Below are 18428 nucleotides of genomic sequence, written 5' to 3'. Positions count from 1 at the left end.
TTCGGCTTTACACGGCCACAGCGCTCTCTGCCGGACGGTTGGCCGGCTCGATAAGGGACAGAAAGGCAGCGTCCAGATCGGACGCCTTGGTACGCCGGATGAGTTCGCCAGGGGGGCCATTGAAAAGGAGATGGCCCCGGTGGAGGACCAGCACACGGTCCGCATTCTGAGCCTCGTCGACCAGATGAGTCGCCCAGAGAACACCGACTTGGCGCTCCATGCAGAGGGCGTGAACATGCTTCAGGAGATCATGCCGGCTCTGGGGATCGAGCCCCACCGTCGCTTCGTCCATCAGGAGGAGGTCGGGATCCTGGATCAGCGCACGGGCGAGCTCGACCCTCCGTCGATTGCCGCCGCTCAGCGAGCGCACCCGAGCGTCGGCGCGGTCGGCCAAATGGAACCTGGCGAGCTCCGTGGCGATTCGCTCCGATGCCAACCGCCTTTTCAGACCATGAAGCCTTGCGTGAAATCGCAAGTTTGCGGCGACTGAAAGCTCCAGATCGAGCGTTGGCTGCTGAAACACGATTCCGAGCCTCGCGAGCGCTGCGGCCGGACGTCGTCTGAGATCGTGCCCGGCAAGTGTGACCGTGCCGGTGTCGGGCACGAAAAGGCCGGTCAGGACCTGGAACAGCGTGGTCTTGCCCGCGCCATTGGGACCCAAGAGCGCAACGAACTCACCTCTTCCGACGGTCAGGCTCACGGCATCCAGAGCGCGGAAGGCGCCGTAGGATTTGCTGACGTCTCGAACCTCAAGGACATTCACGGTCGTACACCATGTTCTTTGGTGGAGGCTCAATGAAGGAAGATGGACACTTCTATTCGAGCCTTGTCTCCAGAGCGTATCTGCCTAGACATCAGAAGACTAGACTGCTGGTCTATCGTTGTGCAAGATTTCTCACCGACAAGCCGCTCGCAGAAGCGGTACACGCAAGGGAGAAGCGAATGAGAACAGTACTCGTAGCCTTGTCCGCAGGTCTGATATCGTGCGGCGCAGCATTAGCCGAGGGCAATCTCGCGTCCAAGCCGACACGTCTCGACCCGCTCGTGCTGAACAAGGACCTTTCCATGTCGGTGAAGGAATACCAACTCAGCACCGGCAAGTATTACAAGTGGACAGTCGAAAGCAAAGGCGGTGACGAGTTCCGGATCTCTGCTCCCGAGCTATTCCGCAACTCCTGGATCGACCAGATCGTGATCAACGATATCGAGGTCAAGCCGATGGGCGGCATCTACGGCGTCGAATTCGACGAGCCCGGCAAGGCCGATATCTGGTTCGTCCCCGTGCGCCCAGGCAATTACGAGTTCTATGTACCGGGTCAGCAGGAACGTGGGATGATCGGCAAGTTCATCGTGCGGTGACGGCGCCGTACCGGTTGAGGACGCTCCTTCATGCGCATATCCTTATCGTTTTTCGCGCGCCCGACGCCTTGCGCGCTGGCGCTCATGCTAGCCCTGGCCGCGGGTTCTGTCCAAGCCAAGGATACCGGGCTCGTCTTCGTCAGCAATGAGAAGACGAGCGACATTACGGTGATCGACCCGACGTCCATGAAGGTCGTCAACTCGATCAAGACCTCCCGCCGGCCGCGCGATATGCATCTCAACAAGGACAGGACCCTGCTCTACGTCGCCTGCGGTGACGACGACGTGATCGATGTGATCGATGTCGGCAAGCAGGCGGTGGTCGATCACATTCCGACAGGGCCGAGCCCCGAGGTGTTCCGTCTGAGTGCCGACGAGTCGACGATCTACGTCTCCAACGAGGAAAACTCCTCGCTGCAGATCATCAGCGTCAAGGACAAGATCATCACCCACGAGGTCGCGACCGGCGCGGAGCCCGAAGGCGTGGTGGTGAGCGAGGACGGAGGAACCATCTACGTGACCTCGGAGGTCGCCGACATGGTCCACGTGGTCGATGCCAAGAGCGGTGCGGTCACGGACAACATCATCGTGGGAACCCGTCCCCGGCGCTTTGCGCTGACTCCGGACGGGAAGGAGCTCTGGGTCTCGGCCGAACTTTCCGGGGAGGTCTACATCATCGACCGCGCCACGAACCAGATCAAGCAGGTGCTCAAATTCCTGCCCCCCAGGTTCCGCCAGGTCGACGTCACTCCGGTGGACCTGACCATGACCCAAGATGGCAAGACCGCTGTCGTTACCCTCGGCCGCGCCAATCACATCGCGTTTGTCGACGTCCTGACCCGGAACATCGAAAGCTACGTCCTGGTCGGAAGCCGGGCGTGGGGCCTGCACCTCACCAAGGACGAGAAGACGCTCTATGTCACCAACGGCTTGAGCGACGACGTATCCATCGTTGACGTGGCTAGCCGAAAGGTCCTTAAGTCCGTTCCCGTCGGCCGCGTCCCTCATTCGATCGTTATCGATGAATAGATATTGCGGCCTCTTTCTGTGCGTTGCCGCAGGAGCCACCTTATGCTTCGGGACAGGCCAGGCTCAGGAGCAACCGGCTCCTTCGCCTCCCCTCGCCCGCCCGGCACAATCGCAACAGGCGCTTCGGATCGGGTACGTGGAGCTTGCCGGCGATCCCCGCTACGACGCGGATGCAGCCTATGCCCGCATCCAGTTGCGGCCGCTGGATCGGCCCTTCGCCGGCGCTGAAGTCGCCATGGCCGAGGCCGAACCCATCAGCCGGGTCATCAAGACGACTTTCTCGCTCGAGCGCTTCTCCGGCGTCGACCTCGACGAGATCGCCGCAAGAGCCGAGCGCTGGGTTGCTGACGACGGCATTCATTTCATTCTCGCCGATCTGCCCGCGGACGACTTGGCCGAACTCGCCCGACGCATGCGGGACAAGCCGGCGCTTATCCTGAACGTGTCGGCCGCGGAGGACGACCTCCGCGGCAAGAACTGCCAGCCCAACCTGCTGCACACGATCCCGAGCCACGCCATGCAGGCGGATACGGTTGCCCAGTACCTCGTGGCTCGGAAGTGGCCGAATGTACTGGTGCTGCAGGGCTCGCGCCCGGAGGACGCCCGGATTGCCGCCGCGCTACGACGATCGGCGACCCGGTTCGGCCTGAAGATCGTGGATGTGCGCCAGTTCCAGCTGACCAACGACCCGCGGCAGCGGGAGCAGAGCAATGTCAGCCTGCTCACCGGCGGCGCCGATTACGACGTGGTGTTCGTCGCCGACAGCGACGGTGAGTACGGCCGTTATGTGCCCTACCAGACCTTGCACCCGCGGCCGGTGGTCGGCACGGTGGGCCTGGTGCCCGATGCCTGGCACTGGTCCTGGGAACGCAACGGTGGACCGCAGGTGAGCAGCCGCTTCGAGAAGCGCGCGAGTCATCGCATGACCGGCACGGACTGGGCGGCCTGGATCGCCGTGAAGGCCATTGTGCAATCGGCCCTGCGGACGCGCTCGGTTGCCTACGGGACCAACCGCGAGTTCCTGCTCGGCGACAAGATGAATCTCGACGGATCCAAGGGCAACCCGATGAGCTTCCGCTCCTGGGACGGCCAGCTCCGCCAGCCCATGCTCCTTGTCACCCAGAATGCGGTGATCGAACGGGCTCCCATCAGGGGCTTCCTGCATCAGACGAACGACCTCGATACGCTGGGCATCGATCGGCCCGAGACGCAATGTCGGCAGTAAACGCTCGAGAGGCCGGATCGAGGGTCAGTTGAACGGAACGGAGTGAAATGAAATTCGATCATGCCTCGCAAGCCCTTGAAGCCGTGACCGCGCGGGAACTCGTCAAGTTCGTGCAGCAGAGAGGGCGGCTGTTCTCGGCCATGGTGCGGCCTACCCTGTGGCTCGTTTGCTTCGCGGTCGGATTTCAGGACGTGTTCGGCGTCTCGATCATCCCGCCTTACGAAACATACATTCCTTACCAGGTCTATGTGGTGCCGGGACTGCTCGGAATCGTCCTGCTGTTCCACGGAATGCAATCCTCGCTTTCCATGGTCTACGACCGGGAAATGGGGATCATGCGGCTTCTTCTGACCGCCCCTCTCCCCCGCTGGTACACACTGCTCTGCAAGTTGACGGCCGGAACCATTCTCTCGGTTCTCCAAGCCTACGCCTTCCTGGTGATTGCGCTGCTTTTCGGAGTCGAGCTTCCCTGGTCGGGATGGATCACGATGCTTCCCTGCCTCATACTCGGGGGTCTCATGCTGGGATCGATCGGCCTGGCGCTCTCCGTCTATATCCGGCAACTCGAGAATTTTGCCGGCACCATGAATTTCGTCATCTTCCCCATGTTCTTCATGTCTTCGGCGCTGTATCCGCTTTGGAAGCTGCGCGAGGCCGGCGCGGAAGCGCTCTACTTGGTCGCATTGCTGAACCCGTTCACGCATGTGGTCGAGCTGGTCCGCTTCGCGGCCTACGGCAAGCTGAACGCCGTATCGTTGGCCGTGGTCGTGATCTGCTCGATCATCGCCTTCTTTGTGGCCGTTCTCGGCTACGATCCTCAGAGAGGTTACATTCGGCGGGCCAGGCCCGCGGGCTAGCGGCAAACGTCCGGTGAAGCAGAAAGGCCGGGTCCCGATTCCGTTTGCCGCAATGCGGCGGGCTATCTCTGGTCAGCAAAGGAATCTCTGATATGAGACGACGTCAATGAGCGCTTCGAGCCGCCACGTGTCGATCCTCCGACTCCTGGTTCTCGTCATTGTGACAGGCGTTTGGTGGGGCGTCGCCCGGGTTGCCGATAGCAGGTTCATCCCGACACCACTGGAAACCCTCGACGCTGGCGCACGGATGATCTCCACCGGGGTTCTTCAGAAGGCGCTCGGGCAGAGCTTGCTCGTTTTCCTAAGCGGCTATCTTCTTGCCACCGTGATCGCCATTCCTGTCGGCCTCCTGATGGGCGGATTCCGGATTCTCGGTCGGACTCTGGAGGTCTATGTCAATGCGCTTGCGGCAACCCCACGGGTGGCTTTCATTCCATTGATCATTCTCCTGCTGGGCCTCGACGCGGAGGCCAAGATCGCAATCATCTTCCTTGGTGCCGTCATGCCGATCTTGATCAACACCTATGCGGGAGTGGCAGTGAGCGATGACGAGCTCGTGGAGATGGCTCGCTCGGCCGGTGCGGGACGAATGGCGATCTTCTTCAAGATCATGCTGCCGGGCGCGATTCCGTTCGTCCTGGCAGGACTGCGCCTGGGTGCCGCCATCGGCCTCATCAACACGATCGTGGCCGAGGTGTATACGGCAGTCAGCGGCCTGGGCGGCCTGCTTTCGGTCTACGGCAACACGTTTCAGATGGCGCCGTACTTCGTTGTGGTTCTGGTCCTGGCGCTCATCGGGGGTTTAGTGACCTATCTGATCCGGGTTCTTGAACATCGGATGGGCCGCTGGCGGGGTTCTGTCGCGAATTTTCGATGACGACAGTCCGATTGCGATTCCACCCGCGAGCCTCGTGCAGACAGGATATCGAACTGCTCGGCCAATGAAGGCTGCACCGCTATCGGGCCATCGACAGCAACGGCGACACGGTCGAATTCTGGTTGTGCGAAAGACGCAATCTGATGGCGGCTAGACCATCGGACGAAAAGGCGGGAACCGGTTTTGCGTGAAAAGATGCTCAAAAGCATCAACTGACAGCATCGGATGTGGGTCCGATTTCACGTCCGGTGCTGTAAGCACTTCCTGCGCAAGGCGCTCAAGCGCCACGCCGGCCCGAGCCGATTGTGATCGATGGCAGCCAGGCGAACCGTGAAGCCATCCTCTCCTGCGATACGGCCGATCGGCCCCAGGATAGAGTACGGCGAGATCTGAAACCCATTCGAATCCGGCAGGAGCCGTATCGGCTACTTGGATCCGCCATACGCTACCCGAAAGATCGTGCCGTTGGCGTCGTCGCTGACCAGCAGGGCGCCGTCGCGCGCGACGGCGATGCCGGCGGGCCGGCCCCAGACCGTTTTTGCATCCAGCACGAAGCCGGTCATGAAGTCCTCGTACACGCCGGTCGGCTTGCCGTCCTTCATGCGGGCGCGGATCACCTTGTATCCGGTTCTTTCTTCCCGGTTCCAGGACCCGTGCATCGTGGCGAAGGCGTCGCCGCGGTACTCGGCCGGGAACGCGTCCGCATCGTAGAAGACGAGCTGGAGCGTGGACGAATGCGCCTGGAGCAGAACATCGGGCACGAGAGCCTTGTCCTTCAGGTCCGGGCGCTCGCCGGCATGGGCCGGGTCCTCGTTGCCGCCCGTGTAGTACCAGGGCCAGCCGTAGAACCCGCCCCTCTGCACGCTGGTCAGGAAATCGGGTGCGAGGTTAGGTCCGATGTGGTCGCGTTCGTTGCCCGTGCACCACAGGGTGTCGGTGCCCGGCTGCATGGTCATGCCGGAGCAGTTGCGCAGCCCGGTCGCATAGTTGCGGACGCTCTCGCCTTCCGGGTCGAACACACGCACCACGGCCCGGTTCTCTTCGTCGCCCCAGGCCGCACCGGACCCGTGCGTCTTCTCGAAGGCCTTGATCTCTTCAGGGGTCTTCCTCGGCATGTCGGGGGCGACATTGGTCGACGAGCCGATCGAGACGAAGAGGCGCTGGCCGTCCCGCGAGACCGCCAAATCGCGGGTCCAATGCCGCTTGGTGGGGATGTCCGGAATGATGACCTGAGCCGGCCCGCTCGCCTTGCGGTCGCCGAGCCGATACGGGAAGCGCACGACCTGGTTGGTCGCCCCCACATAGACATAGCGGGGCTCGGCCGGCGGGTAGAACACGATGCCGAAGGGCTTCTGGATCCCCTCGGCGAAAACCTCGGGCTTCGCCGGCCCAGCCTTGGCCGCATCGGCAGGGAAGACCAGGACGCGTCCGCTCCCGCTCTCGGCCACGAAGACGTCGCCATTCGGGGCGATCCGGATGACGCGGGGCTGGTTCAGGTCACGGGCGACCACCTGCACCGTGAAGCCCTGCGGCACGGCCGGCAGCTTGCCTTGCGGCGCCGGGACGACGGTGGCCATGTTCTCGAAGTCAGGAGCTTCGGGGTCGTTCTGGGTCAGGCTCGGCGGCGGCAGGTCGGCGGGCGTGATGTGCCGGCTGACGCCGGGGGCATCGTCCTGCCAGGTGCCGAAGGCCTTGGACCCGGTGCGCACCTCCTGGGCGTGCAGGGGCGCCAGCAAGGTGAACGCCAGTGGAAGACTCGTCAGGATTGCAGAGGCGTGCATCACTGCCTCCCCAGAAAGCTCTCCGGCCCAGCGATGGCAAACGGATGTCGTCGGTTTCTGGTTCCACGATCGGCACCGCGCGATAGTCCTGGATGCAGCCTGATCGTCATGTGTCACCGCCTTTGTCCTGGCCCCCACCCGCTTGGGCTTTCGGGAGGGCTCCGGGCCGTGATCACGGCGATTATCGTGATCCAGAGCAACGTCGGCAGTTCGCTCAAGGTCGCCTTCGACCAGTTCGCGGGATCGCTCCTCGCCGCCGTTTACGCCAGCGTCATTGTCCTCGCGATTGCACCGGACGATCTGCTCTCAAGCACGGTCGCGCCGATCTTCTCTGGCGCCGATGACCATCCTGGCGGCCTTCTCCGCTGGCTTTCGGGTTTCGGTGAACGGATCCGCGGCCCGAACGGGAGTTGCACCTCACAAGCATCATCAGCTTCCCGCGGCTCGCGCCATGGCCCACGAGGTCCTGCATCAGGAGCTTGCTCTGTTTGCTGAAGGCTTTGCGGCCACGGCCGAATAGAATGTAGAGCAGGACGCCGATTCCGGGCAGGGTGTGGAACAGGAGCATCCAGGCCAGGGTCGCCTGCGGCCGCCGGTTTTCCAGAAGAAGTCCAGAAGAAGGAAGATGCCGGTGAGCAACGCATAGCCTGTAAAGAACCAGCCGACCGCAGCTGCCGAGGTCATCCCGCCGGCACCTCCTTCCACCGTCAACGATCGGGTGCCTCCTCCAGTGCAGGGTCTCTAACCCAGCATCAACAGGCCAAGCAGGACCACCAGGATCAAACCCAACGCACCGCTCGGCCACAGCCCCCACGTGCGGCTGTAGGGCCACACGGGAACGGTGGCGATGATGAAGAGCACGACAAGGGCGATCAGAATGGCGCTGAGTGTCATGGTGATGGTTGGCCTGGAACCGGATTGACCCGGGATTGCCTGCAGCAATCCCGGCTGCTCGCTGTTTCGACGTACGGACATTGGACTTAGTTCCGTTTCCCGGATCGGAAACGCCGAGTCCTCGCATCGAGGCGGGACATGGCCCGATCGACCCACGAGCGGCCGATCTGCCATCTCCCATGACGCCGCTGCCCCCCGCGGAAGGACCGGGGCCTCATAGGGGCGCCAGCCTGGTGACCAATAACCGAGCGGGCAAGGCCCTGGCCCGATGGAGCGCGGCGCTGAACCGTTTTAGCGGGAAACCCGCCGGAACAGCGGCAGGCGTGATCCGTTGTCTTGGCTAACCTTCTGCAGAGACGGGCGATGAGCAGGGATTGGCCGCACGGGTTTTCTGTCGGCGTGGTTTTCGCATCCGTGGCAATGACAGGGGGAGGTCCTGCCGTGGCCCAGACCCTTTCCCTGAGGCCGGCCGGCATGCCGAAGATCGGCACGGTCGCCGAGCGCTACCAGTCCTACAACGTCGAGATGCTGGAGGTCACCGGCGGCAAGTTCTGGCGGCCCTATGGCCCTGACCTCGAAGCCGCCCTGCGCCAGCCCGCCCCGGCTCCTGCGGCCCGGGCGAGCGGCGACACGCCCGCCGGCATGAACCCGGCCCTGTACGAATACCGGCCCCCCATCGATCTGGCCAATCCACGCCTGCGCAAGCTGGCCGCTGCTCTGGGACCGGCCTATGTCCGCGTCAGCGGCACCTGGGCCAACACCACCTACTTCCCCGAAACCGAACAGGCGCCCGCGAACCCGCCGGCCGGATTCATGGGCGTCCTGACCCAGCAGCAGTGGAAGGGCGTGATCGACTTCGCCATGGCGGTGGACGCGGAGATCGTCACCTCGTTCGCCACCGGGAAGGGAGCCCGCGATGCCGCCGGCGTCTGGACGCCCGACCTGGCGAAGCGGTGGCTCGCCTTCACCCGTGCGGCCGGCGGCCGCATCGCGGCGGCGGAGTGGATGAACGAGCCCACACTCGCGGCCATGGGCGGAGCGCCCCAGGGCTACGACGCGGCCGCATACGGGCGCGACTTCAAGATCTTCCACGCTTTCGCCAAGCAGGCGGCGCCCGACATGCTGATCCTCGGACCCGGCTCAGTGGGCGAGGCGACGGGCGATTGGGCTGTCGCCGCAGGTTACGGCAGTGATGTTCTGCTGAAGGCGCGCGACCTGATGGCCGCCATCCAGCCCGCCCACGTCGACGGGTTCTCGTACCACCATTATGGCGCCGTCTCACGGCGCTGCTTCTCGACGGGGCCGCACGCAGACCACGCCCGAGGCGGCTCTCACGGAGAATTGGCTCGGACGCACCGACCAGACGCTCGCCTTCTACCGTCCGGTCCGCGACGAGTTCGAGCCCGGCAAGCCGTTCTGGAACACGGAGACGGCCGACGCGGCCTGCGGCGGCAACCTGTGGGCCAACACCTTCCTCGACACCTTCCGCTACCTCGACCAGCTCGGCCGCCTCGCCAAGCAGGAGGTCAGGGTTGTCGCCCACAACACGCTGGTGGCGAGCGACTATGGTCTGCTGAACGACAGGACCCTGGAGCCGAAGCCCAACTACTGGGCGGCATTGTTGTGGCGGCGGCTGATGGGTTCGACCGTGCTGGAGGCGGGCGTGCCAATCGAGGAGGGCCGGCATGTCTATGCCCATTGCCTGCGCGGCGCACCCGGAGGCGTCGCGGTGCTGGCGATCAACAACAGCCGGACACGGCCGAGTGCGATCGAGATCCCGAATGCGGCGGAAGGCTACACGTTAACGGCGCCACAGCCGGATTCGGCCAGCGTCCGGTTGAACGGACAGGAGCTGAGGCTCGGGCCCCAGGACGAGTTCCCGGACCTGCGGGGCAGCCGCGTTCAGGCGGGGCCGGTTGAGCTCGCGCCCGCAAGCATCACCTTTCTCGCCGTCCCGGAGGCCGGAAATCCCAGCTGCCGGTAGGGCGGTCAGGCGGCCTTCGGCTCCAGATGCCGCTCCCGCGACAGCTATGGCGTCCGGATTCCGACAAAGGGTAGAAGCGACCGCTATTCTCGCCGCTTGCCGGTTGGGGTTGTCTATTTGTTGGTGGATCCTCGGGGTTCGGGCTCGACCGGAGCCTCCCGAATGCCGGTGACGCCGGTCCAGGCGGGAGGGTCGCTTGCCGGAAACGACTCGCGGTCGGCCTCCTCAACGGGATCGGCGCTGGGATCGGGTTCGCGATTGGTTGTCGCGGGACGGGTCAAATGCGATGCCGGATCTCCGCGGACGATCACGCCGCCGATATCCTGCACTCGGCCCGCGAACGGCGACGAACCATTCTCGGTGATCTCGGCGACCAGCGCGACCTCACCGGGCTTCAACCGGCTCGTGATCTCCTGCCGAAACCCTGTGCGGTCGTCCTGAGCGATCAGATCCGCGGCCTGTCCGACCACGGCTCCTCCGATCGCCCCGATCACGGCCCCGGCCGGGCCGATCGCCAGGCCGGCAACGGCTCCGATCAGAGCCGTAACGGCGGTTCCGATGGGGCCCTCGTCGGCCAGCCGCCTGGCTTGCAGGCGTCCCGAGCGATCCTTTTCGACAACAGCCAGTCCGTCCAGGGCAATGCTCCCTTCGGCGTGGAGATCCTTCAGAATCCGGATCCCTTCGGCCGCCTGTGCTTCACCCGGAAAAACCATAGCAACCAATTCGCTCATCGCCTCTCTCGCGTTCTCTTGGCGTTGGCAAGCAGGCACCGAGCAGCGACCCGGAACAGCCCTGTTTTACTCGGCCGCCTCGTGCGCGCCGGGACGCTCCGATGGTTTTCGCTCGACCTCGACCGAAGTATCGGTCCGCTCAGATGCCTTTGCCTGCGGCTCGATCACGACCCTCCGCTGGGCGCCGTCCCAGCGGGCGAGCACCCGGTCGCCCTCGTGGACCTCGTTCGCCAGCATGGCGCGGGCAAGCTGCGTCTCCAGCTCCGAACGGATCAGGCGGCGAAGCTCGCGGGCGCCGAACTCCGGTCGGAAGCCCGCCGCAGCCAGATGATCGACGAGACTGCCGTCGATATCGAGATCGACGCCTTGGCCGTGGGCCGTGCGCCTCACCCGCTCCAGTTGCATCTCGACGATGGAGCGGATCTCACCGCGAGCCAGAGCGTGAAACACGATGATCTCGTCGATGCGGTTGATGAACTCCGGCCGGAAGTGACCGCGCAGGACGTCCATCAGTTCGCGCTTGAGACGGGCTTGATCCTCCTCGGCCGTGCCACGCACGTTGAGGTGGCGCTGGATGATGTCGGAGCCGAGATTGCTCGTCGCGATGATGACGGTGTTGGTGAAGTCCACCACCCGGCCCTTGCCGTCGGTGAGCCGTCCGTCATCGAAGACCTGCAGCAGCACGTTGTAGACGTCCGGATGCGCCTTCTCGATCTCGTCGAGCAGAACCACCGAGTATGGCCTGCGCCGAACCCTCTCGGTAAGCTGCCCGCCTTCCTCGTAGCCGACATAACCGGGAGGGGCACCGATCAGGCGAGCCACCGCGTGCCGCTCCATGTATTCGGACATGTCGAGGCGGATCATCGCGTCCTCCTCGCCGAAGACCGTCTCGGCAAGGGCCTTGGCGAGCTCGGTCTTGCCGACGCCGGTCGGGCCGAGGAACAGGAAGGTCGCGATGGGGCGGCTTCCCTCGCGCAAGCCCGCCCGCGCCAGGCGTACGGCGTCGCTCACGGCCCTGACGGCCTCCTCCTGACCGATCACACGCTGGTGCAAACGCTCCTCCATGTTCACGAGGCGCTGGCGTTCTTCCGTCGTAAGCTCGTTGACCGGAACCCCGGTGAGCTTCGACACCACCTGAGCGATGTGCTCGGTGCGCACCTCCGTCGATGCCGAGCCGCGTTCCCGCCGCCAACGTTCGGTCGCGTCCTGCAATTCCTTGTTGCGGGCATCGTGCTGAGCCTGGAGCTCCGAGGCGCGGTCGAACTGCTTGCGCGAGGCGGCATAGTCCTGCTCGCGCTTGAGCTGGCGCACCTCGGCCTCCAGCTCCTGCACGTCGACGGGCCGCGCGGTGGCCGAAATCTTCACCCGGGCGGCGGCCTGATCGATCAGGTCGATGGCCTTGTCGGGCAGGAAGCGTCCTGTGATGTAGCGGTCTGACAGCTCCGCCGCCGCGATGACCGCGTCGTCCGTAATCGTGACCTTGTGGTGCGCCTCGAGGGTATCGCGCAGGCCGCGCAGGATCATGATGGTCTGGGCCACCGTCGGCTCGGGCACGAAGACCGGCTGGAAGCGGCGCTCCAGAGCGGCATCCTTCTCGATGTGCTTCTGGTACTCGTTGAGCGTGGTGGCGCCGATCAGGTTGAGCTCGCCGCGGGCGAGCGCCGGCTTGAACACGTTGGCGATGTCGAGGCCGCCTTCCCCACCCCCCTGGCCGGCGCCGACGATGGTATGAAGCTCGTCGATGAACAGGACGAGTTCGTCTTCGCGCTCGGTGACCTCCTTCAGGATCTGCTGCACACGCTCCTCGAACTCGCCGCGATACTTGGAGCCGGCCACCATGGAGTTGATGGAGAGCTCGACCAGACGCTTGTCGCGCAGGCTCTCCGGCACCTCGCCTGCCACGATCCGCTGCGCGAGACCTTCGACGATGGCGGTCTTGCCGACGCCGGGCTCTCCGATCAACACCGGGTTGTTCTTCTTGCGCCGGGCCAGCACCTCGATGGTGGTCTCGATCTCCTGCGCGCGGCCGATCACCGGATCGAGCTTGCCATCGCGGGCGAGCTGAGTGAGGTCACGCGAGTACTTGTCGAGATTGGGCGTGTTGGTGGGCGTCTCGACGCGACCCTCCTCGGCGCCACGGCCGACCACCTTGGTGACCTGCTGCCGGATGGCCTGCGGCGTGAGGCCGTAGCGGCGCAGCACGTCGGCCGCGATGCCTTCCCCTTCCTCGGCAAGGCCGATGAGCAGGTGCTCGGGGCCGACATAGGAATGGCCGAGCTCGCTGGACGCCGAGAAGGCGCGGGAGAGCGCGTCCTTCACCCGCGGCGAGACGCCGATCTCACCCCCCTCCTCCGGATTGAAGTCGCCCCGCGGACTCTCGGCAACGATCTGGTTGCGCAGGTCGTCGAGCGAGACCTTGAACTGCTCCAGGATGGTGCGGACGACATCGCTTTCGGTGAGCGCCAGGAGCAGATGCTCGGTGTCGACCTCCTTGCGGCCGAAATCGCCGGCCCGGCGAGCCGCGGACTGAAGAATCTCCTCCGCGTGTTCGCTCAGACGATCGGCGACGTTGGCGGCGGCTCCGCGGCCACGGGCGCGTCCGCGCCCAGATCGCACCGGAACGGGCGTCCCACCGCCATCGCCCGTCTCCGGAGCCTCATCGGCGCGATCCCTCGGGCTTGCGAGCGGGCTGCCCCCGAAGAACTCATCATTGAAGAAGTCGTCGAACAGACTGCCGCGCCGGCCGAACAGGGACTCCAGCGGTGAGCTCGGGTGTTGCTGGCGGGCCAGGCGACGATAGTCGATGTCGCACAGCTCCATGGTCTCACGGTGGCCGTTCCTGACCACCTGAGCCCGGACGGTCGCCGGCCGAATACCGCAGATATCGCAGATTCCGTTCGCCATGGCTCATCTCCCGTTGGCGTCGCTACGCTCATTGGTCACGCGGGCCGGCAAAGGGTTCAATCACACCCGCACCAGCGGCGTGTCGACCCGCTGCGGGGCCAAGAATCAGGTCTCGAGCTCGTTGATGCGGATCATCTCCGAGACGATCAGATCGTTGGTGCCATCATCGCCCTGCCCGGCCGTGCGCTTTGTGGCATCGTGGGCATCGCGGAGGATCATTGCGGCTCCGGTTCCCAAAGGATCGATACTTTTCTTGAGCCGGGCCTTGCCGTCCGGCGGGAGGATGGCGGCAACCGCACCCTCAAGGTCGGTGACATCGTCTTGTTCCAGACGCCTCGGTTGGGTCGGGACACGATCCGCTTCATGGGGCGTGTCGAAACCGATCACCACGAGTTCCGCCATGGTCGAACTCCGTGTTTGAATGGCAGCGAATAAAGCCGGGTTGGATACGGGTGTTCCAGCCGGTCGGCGAAAAATCCGAGATCCTTCTCGTTGACCATGGGAATGCCGAAATCAGCGCCCGTAATCACGACCCATCGGGAGGTGGGATCATGCCGGATGGAGCGCAGGAACGGGTGATCGGCGTTCTCCCTTCGGCGGAGGCGTTGCAGGCCGCCGTCGACCGCCTGGAACTTGCCGGCTTCGACAGAGCTCAATTCGGCGTACTTGCCCCTCAGGCGGCCGTCGAGGGCTGGCGCCGCCACCCCACCGCCACCGCGACGGATGTCGCGCTGGATCCCGCTGCGCCGACCGGCGCGTACATGGAGCCGGAGAGCGAAGGCGCAGCCGCAGGTGGCTTGATCGGTAGCCTGTTCTATCTCGGTGCCGGGCTCGCGGCCGGAGGCATCATTCTGACCGGCGGCAGCCTGGGGGTTGCGCTGGCAGGGGTCGCGGCGGCTGGCGGAACCGGGGGATTGCTCGGGGCGTTGCTGGCCTACGGCTTTCACCACGAGCATGCCCGCACCATCCATGATCAGCTTGAACACGGCGGGCTGGTGCTGTGGATCCAGCCCCGAACGGCGGAACAACATGATCTCGCCCGCGCGGAACTGGAAGCAGCCGGGGCGCGGGAGATCCTGACCCGGGCAGAAAGCTGACGACTGGTCCAGCAAAGGAGCCCGCCATGGGCTACGCAGGTTACGGCAACCACTCCGAGCCGCCTCAACCGCCGGATGCTCCGCAGGAGAGCCTCCCACAGGAGAGCCCACCGGGTGGGGCGACACCGGGCGCGGGTCCCCCTGGGTCGGAAAGCGCGGATCCGTTCCGTGAAGTCCAGGTCGATCATGCCAAGTTCGCCAGGATCGAACCGGGCCTGACGCCACCCTGGCACGAAATCAGCCCGCATCGGCGTGATGGCAATCCGACCGTCTCGCCCGAAGCGACCCGCGAGATCTCGACCCCTGCAGAAGGCGCGGGACCGTTGCCCACAGAGGGCGACGATGTCGACCCTGGATTAGGATGAGACAATTCCCCGCAGGGATCGGCACTCCCACAGCCAATGAGGACATCACCATGAACAAGACTGGCAAGCGACCGGGCGCGGAGCAGCCGAACGTGCCGGCCGAGTATCCCGATCCGAAAGCGGCCGATCGCCCTCCCCGCCCCGGTTCCGAGGATCGCCCGGGGTTCGATCTCGGCGGTTCGGACGGTCAGGAAACGGCAGGGTCGGGGCTCGGACCCGGTGAGGATGCGTTCGAGGATCCGGCCAAGCGGGATCTGCCACGGCATCCTCCTTCCGCCAAGGAGCATTGAGGTGCTGTGTCGGCGCCGAAAGCGCCTGCAGCATCGGGTGTGACATCGAACACCCATCCGATGCTGTCAGTCTCTGTTGTTGAGCATCTTTCCACGCAAAACCGGTTTCCACTTTTGCGTTCGACGCTCTAGCGATTATTCGATGGAGCTTGCCGCCGCAGGACGACCAGCAGGTTCTCCGGATCCACGGGGCCGTCATAGCGCTGTCCGTTGACGAACAACGTTGGGGTCCCGTTGACACCGCTCCGGACACCGCCGAGGAAATCCTCGCGAATGCGCTTGGCATGGCTGCCACCGAGGGCGGCCAACAGGTCCCGTTCCCCAAGGCCCAATTGCTCGCCATAGGTCACGAGGCTCGGATCACTGAGGGCTTCCTGATTCTCGAACAGCATGTCGTGCATCGGCCAAAAGCGCCCGGCAACCGCGGCTTCCTCGGCGATCTCGGCTGCGTGTTCCGCGTGCGGATGAACCTCCGTCAAAGGGAAGTTGCGGAACACGAAGCGCAGGTCATCCCCCATTTCATTCTGCACCAGCTTGAGGATGCCGTAGGCCATTCCGCAGGCCGGGCATTCGTAGTCGCCGTACTCGACCAGGGTAACCGGCGCCGTCGCCCGCCCCTGCGTCTTGTCCTTCGGGCCGACAGGAGGTGTCAGATGGGCCATGTCAGTCGCTCCTGGGCTGGCTCAATCGCTCGAGGGCCGTCAGGACTCCGTCGGCGCCTGGATTGATGCCGACCGGTGACAGATAATGCCAAGCGACGAGACCGGCATGGTCGATCACGAAGAGAGCGCGTTCGGATGTGCCCTCGTGAAACCGGTAAGCCCCGTAGCGGCGGGACACGGCTCCCTTGGGCTCGAAGTCGGCAAGCAGCGGAAAATGCAGCTTGCGCTCGCGTGCGAACGCAGCATGGCACCAAACGCCATCAACGGAGATGCCCATCAGCTCGGCGTCGTAGCGTCTGAACTCCGGCAGGACTTCGTTGAAGAGGGCCAGTTCATCGCCGCAGACCGGGCTCCAATCGGCGGGGTAGAACGCGAGGATCACCGGGTGTCCGCTCAGCTCGGAGAGTGTCACGCACTGGTCCGGCGTCGAATGCAGCGTGAAGTCCGGAGCCGGATCGCCGACCTTCGGCATGGCATGCTCACCGGCCGTCGCTGGGTTCGACATATCGGCAACTCCCTGGTTCCGGTGGTGGAGCATCCAAGGCTTCTGCCAAGCACGGGCTTCGCCTCTCGACTCGCTCGGCCTCTCAATCCGCTTGGCCTCTCGACCCGCAACTCACAACACAGGCTCTCCATGCCACATCGGGAAGGCGGTTTTGTTGTGGCCGTTTTCACATTCGGAAAGGCCGAATCCCGATCACCCTGCGCACTCGCAGCGCGACACCCACTCTGTGAGTGCCCAGGCGCCACGAGCCGTCTCACCGCCTTCCGCCTACTTCGTCGATATGCTTCAACAGATCGGCCGGATCCTCGTAGACGCGATAGGCGCTCGCGCGGTAAAGCTCGTCCTCTCCATAGCCGCCCGACAGCAGGCCCACCCCGAGTGCGCCGGCACGACGGGCAGCCAGCATGTCCCAGATGCTGTCGCCGACCACGCACGCGCTCCCTATCGGATGCCCGAGCGCATCGGCCGCGGCCAGGAAGAGGTCGGGATCCGGTTTGGCGTGCTTCACCTTGTCGCGCGTGATGACGGGCACTGTCCCGGAATCGACTCCGAGGTTCTTCAAGACAGGTCCCGCGGTTTCGACGCGGCCGCTCGTTGCGATGGCCCAGGGAATGCCCGTTTCCGTCAGGTAGGAGAGAAGCTGACGGGCGCCCGGCAGCGGCCGGATATTGCCGGAACGACGATGATAGGCCTCGGCATGAAGTTGCCGCAGCCGCTCGATGCGCTGAGGCTCGATCGCCAGTCCGGTCTCACGCAGCAGCATGTTCGTGAAGAGCCCACCCGACATCCCGATCTTGCGATGGATGCGCCAGACCGAGAGTTCAATGCCATCGGCTTCCAGCGCATCGTGCCACGCCAGGACATGCTCGTAGACGCTGTCGACAAGAGTCCCGTCAAGATCGAACAGGAAAGACACTTGATGCTGATCCATGGTGTCCGCGCCTTCAGGACATTGAGCCGATGAAGGGCCGTGGCCCAGACTGAAGCGTCGGCTGCAGGTCGTTCCTTCCACCGTGCGTAAGGCGGCTCCGCTGCGACCCACTCCCGATCCGCCGCACCGTCATCCTCCCGCCCAGGGGCCCTTGATCGCCCGGGCGTCGGGCGGGAAAGGCCGGGGGATGTGCTGGATCATGATCCAGTGGTCCATGATGAACGCCTCGACGCCCGACTTCCCGTTGAAGCGGCCTTGCTCCGGATCAGGCTCCATCCGTGCCAAACGGGAAATGCGGGCGGCGAGTTCCCCGGCCGGCCGTCAGATCGGTGGCTTGCAGGAAATTGTTTCTGGGGTCGAGCTTGCCGACCCCTTCCTGCCCTCTAGAACCACGGTGCGTGCGTCGGCAAGCTGTCCGGGCTGAGACGAGAAAAAGGCCCGGCATTGCGTCCGATACGGCGGTGCTGTTGCGTTGGTGATGCGTGTGGCTTGCACGGAGATTGCAATGCCCGCCTCCAGCCAATCGCCGCTCCCTCCGATCACGGTTCTAGCTCAATGAGGCTGCGCAGGACGGCGAGACGGGCGGCATGATCGTTCCCATCGCGGAATAGGCGGCCGGAACGCAATCGTCGTTTCCCCGAATGAGCCGCCCAAGAGGCGTCAACCTATGCAGAGGAGTGTCCCATGACCACGTTCAAAGCCGGCTCTCCGATCGGCGGCACAGCCATCGCCCAGCAACAGCCGCGAAGCGTACTCGGCTTCTGCAATTCGCCCCGGACGACCGCGCCGGAGGCCTTCATTCAGTTCAAGCCTGAGCTCATCACCGACGAGGGTGAGGTCACGAACGAAGCCACAGCCACGTTCTTGCGGAACGACATGGCCGAGTTTTACCGGTTCATCGTGCGGGTCTACACCGCCCTGCCGCGCGACGCATGAG

Annotated in this window: 22 protein-coding genes and 3 pseudogenes; 14 read left to right on the top strand and 11 right to left on the bottom strand. The window is 64.5% G+C overall.

Annotated elements, in window-relative coordinates:
* Window positions 1-7 precede the first annotated feature (7 nt).
* Window positions 8-763, bottom strand: a complete 756-nt coding sequence (locus tag RE429_RS25055) for an ABC transporter ATP-binding protein (RefSeq protein WP_414474457.1) — start codon at window positions 761-763, stop codon at window positions 8-10.
* A gap of 179 nt (window positions 764-942) precedes the next feature.
* Between RE429_RS25055 and RE429_RS25050 the strand changes: the two genes are divergently transcribed.
* The 7 genes and pseudogenes from RE429_RS25050 to RE429_RS25020 form a co-directional block, all read left to right on the top strand.
* Window positions 943-1359 (top strand): hypothetical protein, encoded by a 417-nt coding sequence (locus tag RE429_RS25050; RefSeq protein ID WP_414474456.1) that lies wholly within the window; start codon window positions 943-945, stop codon window positions 1357-1359.
* A 30-nt stretch (window positions 1360-1389) separates the two neighbouring features.
* Window positions 1390-2388 carry a PQQ-dependent catabolism-associated beta-propeller protein gene (locus tag RE429_RS25045; RefSeq protein WP_414474455.1) on the top strand — a complete coding sequence of 333 codons (999 nt, stop codon included), beginning with the start codon at window positions 1390-1392 and terminating at the stop codon, window positions 2386-2388.
* 136 nt (window positions 2389-2524) lie between these two features.
* Window positions 2525-3613, top strand: coding sequence for an ABC transporter substrate-binding protein (locus RE429_RS25040; RefSeq protein WP_414474454.1), 1089 nt, complete (start codon window positions 2525-2527; stop codon window positions 3611-3613).
* 47 nt (window positions 3614-3660) lie between these two features.
* Window positions 3661-4470 carry an ABC transporter permease gene (locus tag RE429_RS25035; protein ID WP_414474453.1) on the top strand — a complete coding sequence of 270 codons (810 nt, stop codon included), beginning with the start codon at window positions 3661-3663 and terminating at the stop codon, window positions 4468-4470.
* Window positions 4471-4576: 106 nt separating this feature from the next.
* Window positions 4577-5347 carry an ABC transporter permease gene (locus RE429_RS25030; protein WP_414474452.1) on the top strand — a complete coding sequence of 257 codons (771 nt, stop codon included), beginning with the start codon at window positions 4577-4579 and terminating at the stop codon, window positions 5345-5347.
* Between the two features lie 80 nt (window positions 5348-5427).
* Window positions 5428-5499, top strand: a pseudogene (locus RE429_RS25025) (IS6 family transposase); the annotation flags it as partial.
* Between the two features lie 103 nt (window positions 5500-5602).
* Window positions 5603-5769: pseudogene (locus RE429_RS25020) on the top strand (IS6 family transposase); the annotation flags it as partial.
* 3 nt (window positions 5770-5772) lie between these two features.
* On the opposite strand, the gene RE429_RS25015 reads toward RE429_RS25020, so the two are convergent.
* Window positions 5773-7128: a PQQ-dependent sugar dehydrogenase gene (locus RE429_RS25015; protein ID WP_414474451.1), complete on the bottom strand. Its 1356-nt coding sequence runs from the start codon at window positions 7126-7128 to the stop codon at window positions 5773-5775.
* Window positions 7129-7296: 168 nt separating this feature from the next.
* Between RE429_RS25015 and RE429_RS25010 the strand changes: the two genes are divergently transcribed.
* Window positions 7297-7623, top strand: a complete 327-nt coding sequence (locus tag RE429_RS25010) for a hypothetical protein (protein WP_414475915.1) — start codon at window positions 7297-7299, stop codon at window positions 7621-7623.
* Between the two features lie 246 nt (window positions 7624-7869).
* On the opposite strand, the gene RE429_RS25005 is transcribed toward RE429_RS25010, so the two are convergent.
* The 3 genes from RE429_RS25005 to RE429_RS24995 form a co-directional block, all read right to left on the bottom strand.
* A complete protein-coding gene (locus tag RE429_RS25005; RefSeq protein ID WP_414474450.1) occupies window positions 7870-8103 on the bottom strand; it encodes a DUF3309 family protein in 234 nt (77 codons plus the stop codon).
* A gap of 683 nt (window positions 8104-8786) precedes the next feature.
* On the bottom strand, window positions 8787-9053 hold the full coding sequence (locus RE429_RS25000) for a hypothetical protein (protein WP_414474449.1): 267 nt from the start codon (window positions 9051-9053) through the stop codon (window positions 8787-8789).
* A gap of 109 nt (window positions 9054-9162) precedes the next feature.
* The gene (locus RE429_RS24995; protein ID WP_414474448.1) at window positions 9163-9288 is read right to left on the bottom strand and encodes a hypothetical protein; all 126 of its coding nucleotides are present in this window, start codon (window positions 9286-9288) and stop codon (window positions 9163-9165) included.
* A gap of 1 nt (window position 9289) precedes the next feature.
* Between RE429_RS24995 and RE429_RS24990 the strand changes: the two genes are divergently transcribed.
* Complete coding sequence (locus tag RE429_RS24990) at window positions 9290-10006, top strand: hypothetical protein (protein WP_414474447.1); 717 nt, start codon at window positions 9290-9292, stop codon at window positions 10004-10006.
* Window positions 10007-10119: 113 nt separating this feature from the next.
* Here the strand turns inward: RE429_RS24990 and RE429_RS24985 are convergent, their stop codons facing one another.
* From RE429_RS24985 to RE429_RS24975, 3 genes are all read right to left on the bottom strand, one after another.
* On the bottom strand, window positions 10120-10737 hold the full coding sequence (locus RE429_RS24985; protein ID WP_414474446.1) for a DUF1269 domain-containing protein: 618 nt from the start codon (window positions 10735-10737) through the stop codon (window positions 10120-10122).
* 66 nt (window positions 10738-10803) lie between these two features.
* Window positions 10804-13641 carry an AAA family ATPase gene (locus RE429_RS24980; protein ID WP_414474445.1) on the bottom strand — a complete coding sequence of 946 codons (2838 nt, stop codon included), beginning with the start codon at window positions 13639-13641 and terminating at the stop codon, window positions 10804-10806.
* Between the two features lie 105 nt (window positions 13642-13746).
* A complete protein-coding gene (locus tag RE429_RS24975) occupies window positions 13747-14043 on the bottom strand; it encodes a hypothetical protein (RefSeq protein ID WP_414474444.1) in 297 nt (98 codons plus the stop codon).
* A 50-nt stretch (window positions 14044-14093) separates the two neighbouring features.
* Here RE429_RS24975 and RE429_RS24970 point away from each other — a divergent pair, with 50 nt between their 5' ends.
* Genes RE429_RS24970 through RE429_RS24960 form a run of 3 tightly spaced genes read left to right on the top strand, consistent with a single transcriptional unit; the run spans window position 14094 to window position 15393 of the window.
* Window positions 14094-14738, top strand: a complete 645-nt coding sequence (locus tag RE429_RS24970) for a hypothetical protein (RefSeq protein WP_414474443.1) — start codon at window positions 14094-14096, stop codon at window positions 14736-14738.
* 26 nt (window positions 14739-14764) lie between these two features.
* A complete protein-coding gene (locus RE429_RS24965) occupies window positions 14765-15103 on the top strand; it encodes a hypothetical protein (protein WP_414474442.1) in 339 nt (112 codons plus the stop codon).
* 50 nt (window positions 15104-15153) lie between these two features.
* Window positions 15154-15393: a hypothetical protein gene (locus RE429_RS24960; protein ID WP_414474441.1), complete on the top strand. Its 240-nt coding sequence runs from the start codon at window positions 15154-15156 to the stop codon at window positions 15391-15393.
* A gap of 128 nt (window positions 15394-15521) precedes the next feature.
* Here RE429_RS24960 and RE429_RS24955 read toward each other — a convergent pair whose 3' ends face one another.
* From RE429_RS24955 to RE429_RS24945, 3 genes are all read right to left on the bottom strand, one after another.
* Complete coding sequence (locus RE429_RS24955) at window positions 15522-16055, bottom strand: DsbA family protein (RefSeq protein WP_414474440.1); 534 nt, start codon at window positions 16053-16055, stop codon at window positions 15522-15524.
* A 1-nt stretch (window position 16056) separates the two neighbouring features.
* Complete coding sequence (locus RE429_RS24950) at window positions 16057-16560, bottom strand: redoxin domain-containing protein (RefSeq protein WP_414474439.1); 504 nt, start codon at window positions 16558-16560, stop codon at window positions 16057-16059.
* Window positions 16561-16813: 253 nt separating this feature from the next.
* Window positions 16814-17491, bottom strand: coding sequence for an HAD family hydrolase (locus RE429_RS24945; RefSeq protein ID WP_414474438.1), 678 nt, complete (start codon window positions 17489-17491; stop codon window positions 16814-16816).
* A gap of 199 nt (window positions 17492-17690) precedes the next feature.
* On the opposite strand from RE429_RS24945, the gene RE429_RS24940 reads away from it, so the two are divergent.
* Together RE429_RS24940 and RE429_RS24935 are read left to right on the top strand one after the other, a co-directional pair.
* The gene (locus RE429_RS24940; RefSeq protein WP_414474437.1) at window positions 17691-17915 is read left to right on the top strand and encodes a hypothetical protein; all 225 of its coding nucleotides are present in this window, start codon (window positions 17691-17693) and stop codon (window positions 17913-17915) included.
* 293 nt (window positions 17916-18208) lie between these two features.
* A pseudogene (locus RE429_RS24935) lies at window positions 18209-18427 on the top strand (NADPH-dependent FMN reductase); the annotation flags it as partial.
* Between the last annotated feature and the right edge of the window lies 1 nt (window position 18428).

The sequence above is a fragment of the Microvirga sp. M2 genome (assembly GCF_047497095.1).
Lineage (GTDB): Bacteria > Pseudomonadota > Alphaproteobacteria > Rhizobiales > Beijerinckiaceae > Microvirga.
Note: the sequence above shows the minus strand (reverse complement) of the source record. Positions and strands in the feature narration are given on the sequence as shown.